This is a genomic window from Rhodococcus sp. NPDC127593, assembly GCF_042671975.1.
Lineage (GTDB): Bacteria > Actinomycetota > Actinomycetes > Mycobacteriales > Mycobacteriaceae > Rhodococcus_F.
Genome location: NZ_JBHXWI010000149.1, coordinates 1 through 3,788 on the forward strand (window position 1 = coordinate 1; position 3,788 = coordinate 3,788).

Annotated in this window: 1 protein-coding gene and 3 pseudogenes; all 4 read left to right on the top strand. The window is 64.0% G+C overall.

The window, feature by feature from the left end; translation table 11 throughout:
* Positions 1-905: 905 nt before the first annotated feature.
* Positions 906-1,538: a hypothetical protein gene (locus tag ACFVJ3_RS49205; protein WP_378459001.1), complete on the top strand. Its 633-nt coding sequence runs from the start codon at positions 906-908 to the stop codon at positions 1,536-1,538.
* Between the two features lie 479 nt (positions 1,539-2,017).
* Positions 2,018-3,040, top strand: a pseudogene (locus ACFVJ3_RS49210) (IS21 family transposase); the annotation flags it as partial.
* Positions 2,952-3,319 (top strand): annotated as a pseudogene (locus ACFVJ3_RS49215) (ATP-binding protein); the annotation flags it as partial. The pseudogenes ACFVJ3_RS49210 and ACFVJ3_RS49215, both read left to right, overlap by 89 nt.
* A gap of 263 nt (positions 3,320-3,582) precedes the next feature.
* A pseudogene (locus tag ACFVJ3_RS49220) lies at positions 3,583-3,788 on the top strand (hypothetical protein); the annotation flags it as partial.

Consider the following 3,788-nt stretch of genomic DNA (forward strand, 5'->3'; position numbering starts at 1 on the left):
TCTCAAAGAACACGCACACACCATCACCACTGACACACTCGCCAGCCGCTCCGGGGCAACCGTTCCATCTTATCCTACCAGCCTCACCGGCGCAAACCGGTACCCGCTGAAGACATTCCGGGGTTGAAGCACAACCATACACGATGGTGAACTTCGGATTGGTCAGGCACTTCGTACAACCTCGTTGCATCACCAGGTGGTGAATGTCGGTGTCCGTGTCGCTCTGACTTGGAATAAGTTACGCGAACCGCACGCGGTTTCCAAATCGCCTGGTCGCGGGCATTCGCGCACTGGAATCTTCCGAATCTGCCACTCGATCGGCGTTCGCTGTCAGGCCAGAAGTGTGCACGCTGAGCCGGTTTCGCAGGTCCGAGAGCTCGTACGGTGGGACCGTCGCTCCAATTACCGCTCACTCTTAATCGAGGAGTACGACATGCCGGCAGTCGCCGCTCTCGACGGCACCGACATCTTCTACAAGGACTGAGGAGCCGGCCGCCCCATAGTCCTGAGCCACGGGGGCCACTCAATGCGGACAGCTGGGACGCACGGCAACTGTTCCCGACCACGTCTGGAAACGACATCAACACCTATGCGGACGAATGCAGGCTGGCACCACAACGCCTACGAAGGCATCGCCGCGTCCTCGGCGACGGATTTCCGAGCCGACCTCGACGAGTTCGACGTTCCGACCCTCCTGATCCACGGTGACGACGACCAGATCGTGCCGTTCGAGATCGGGGGCACAGAAGTCAGCGGCGCGGACCGGCGGCACCGCGCTCGAGGTCTACCCGGGTGCCCGCACGGCATCACCGACACACACAGGGTTCAGCTGGGCAAGACCTGCTCACTTTCCTCGACACCCACACCTAGTGACATTCCCTCACTCGAGACAACGGATCACAATCATGAGCAGTCACACCGCAGCACCCGGCATCATCGTCTTCGTCCACGGGCTGCGGATGACCCCGCGCAGCTGGGAAGACTGGGTGAAGTACTACGGGAGCAAGGGCTACACGGTGTTGACTCCGCCCAACTCCGGGTTCGAGATCGAGGTCGAAGCAATGCGCGAGAATCCGGAGGTCATCGCGAACCTCACAGTTGCCGAGACCGTCGACCATCTCGCCGGCGTCATCGAATTACTGGACACTCTGCCGAGCCTCATGAACCTCGCTGTTCCCCGTTCCGAAGAATCCCGCGAACCGCCACAAACCGCCGGGTTCACCCCCGAGGAGTTCCACTACGCGTTCACCAACACCCTCACCCGGAGGAATCCGACAAGGTGTAAGACCGCAATCACATCGCCGCATCACAAAAGCGGGTGGGGCGTACGGCCTGATCGCGAAATTCAAGCCCGGCCACCAGGAGACCTCGGCGGACTACGCCAAGGACGATCGCGCGCCGTTGCTGTTCATCGGTGGCGAAGCCGACCACATCATGCCGCCGTCGGTGAACAAGTCGAATACGAAGCGCTATCACAAGCCCGCTGCGCTCACGAAATACCACGAGTTCGACGGCCACTCCCACTGGACGTGTGGTGAGCCCGGATGGGTCGCGGTGGTCCAACTACATCCTCGATTGGGGGCTGCAACACGCCGACACCACGCCTCGGGAGTCGAAAATCGAAGTACCACAGTGGGTATCACGTTCCTCCCGATGTGCACACACCGCGCATCCGGAAGCTCCACCGCCGGGATCGGAGCGGCAGACACCTCCTGTTCTTGCGGACGTCCGGGTGCGGCTCAACTTGTGGGGACCGCATCGCTCTCACACCCCTGAGCCCGGGTGCCTACGGCGTCACCGTCGCGGTGAATCGATCACGCGCAATTGGATGTGCCGACGGCGACTATCGCCAGGGCGGTCGAGTATCTGGTCCCCGCGAACCTCTGTACGACATGCTGTGTACACATCTCCACCACTTGGCTCAGACAGCCGCAGCGGCTCCGCTGACGGGCTCGCTGAAACTCCCCACCCGTGTGGCTCCGCCAATGAGGGCGGTCTCCTTCGATGCTGATGGTCTCTGTTCGTCGAGTACGTGAGCTGCCGGCTGACCGAGGACCCCCACCTGCGGGCGCGCACCCTGTGCGACGAACTCGAAGACCTCGGTTACCGGCTGTCGTACCAGACGCTGACCCGTCAGTTCCGGGATCGGAGACTGCGGCCGGTGTGCGAGGCGAGCAATGCGCGAACGCCACCGACCGGGCGAACGCGGTTATCGACCACCCACCCGGCGAGGAAGCACGGTGGGACTGGGTGGACCTACCGAACCCACCCATCTCCTGGGGATGGGGTACGGCAGCGCATCTGGTCGACGGCCTCGACCGGGTCAGCCGCAGACTCGGGGGCTGACCCTAACCTGGCGGTTCGATCGGATGGCCACCGTCTGCCACCCCGACTCCGGGCGGATCACAGCCAGCTTCGCCGGCGTCGCCGAACACTACCGCGTCTCGGTCGCGATCTGCCCGCCGCGGTCCTGGAACCGCAAAGGGGTGGTGGAGAAGGCCAATCACACTGCTGCCCAGCGCTGGTGGCGCAGCTTGCCTGACGATCTCACCGTCGAACAAGCCCAACAGAAGTTGATGAGTTCTGCCGTCCGCGCGGCGACACCCGGCTGCGGGCCACGGCCGGCGGAAAGGCTACGGTGGCAACAGTTGCGGCCGCGGAGTCACTCACATCGCCGCCGGCGACGCCGTATCCGACGATTCTCACCGAAGCCCTGACTGCGTTCCCACAGGCGATGGTGCCCTACCGCGGCAACCGGTACTCGGTGCCGCCGGAGCTGGCATCCGCGCAGATCACCGTCACCCGCGTGCTCGGGTCGGAGGTGATCGACATCGTCACCGCTTCCCAGATCGCCGGCGCCCGCCACCGCCTTGCCGAGGACGGCGCCGGGGTCATGGTCCACAGCCACGTCTACGCACTCGGCCAGGCGGCCATGACCGCCGCCAGTTCCAGTGGGCGCCCGCACCGCCGCAAGGAACGGATCCCACCCGGATCCGATGCGATCGCAGCAGCGGAAGTATTGCGCCGCAGCACCAGCGAGCCGACCCGACAGGAACAATCAGTCGATGACCGCCACCCTCGAAGAACTCCTCTCCATCGAAGTCGAGTCGACCGAGGCCCGTCGACTACGACGCCGCTCCGACCCTCGACCGAAGGACTAATCACCGAACTCGGCACCTGCCGTCTACCTGGAAACGGCGACGAACATCCTGCTCATCGGATCGCCGGGGAGGGCAAGACGCACCTGTCAGTGGGATTGGCACACGCCGCGGTGCACGCCGGCTACCGCACCTACTTCACCACCGCCGCAGACCTCGCCGAGCTACAGTAATCACCGCCGAAGGTGGGGAATTTCGCCGAGCACAACTGGAGATCTTCGCTGACGCTCGTCACCGGCGCGACTTCGCCTCTACCTAGAGTCGAACCTCACAGATCCCTCGCTGTCCCGGATCGCATCGCGGCCGCCCACAACATCTCGATCCGCCACCTGTACGAGACCTGGGAAGCAAACCACACCAGCCTGACGTAGTGGATCATCCAGCCGGGCTGATGATCGCTGCCATCGCGCTCTAGTGCGGATTAGCCGACCCCACGCACTTCACGCGTCGGTTCCGCGACTCGTACGGCATGACTCCACGCGAATGGCGGAAGCTGCCGGAAAGTGACCGCCCCCGATTGACTGACCGTCTCCCAGCGGTGCGCCGGGGTGAAAGGGTGTGCGGGGCACCGGTTGTGGTCGGTGAAGGGTGTCCGGGAATGCCGAAAGCCCCCCAACAAGGTTGGGGGGC

What these genes read in the sequence shown, in the direction of transcription:
- ACFVJ3_RS49205 (WP_378459001.1), top strand. Translation starts at nt 906, where the DNA reads ATGAGCAGTCACACCGCAGCACCCGGCATCATCGTCTTCGTCCACGGG.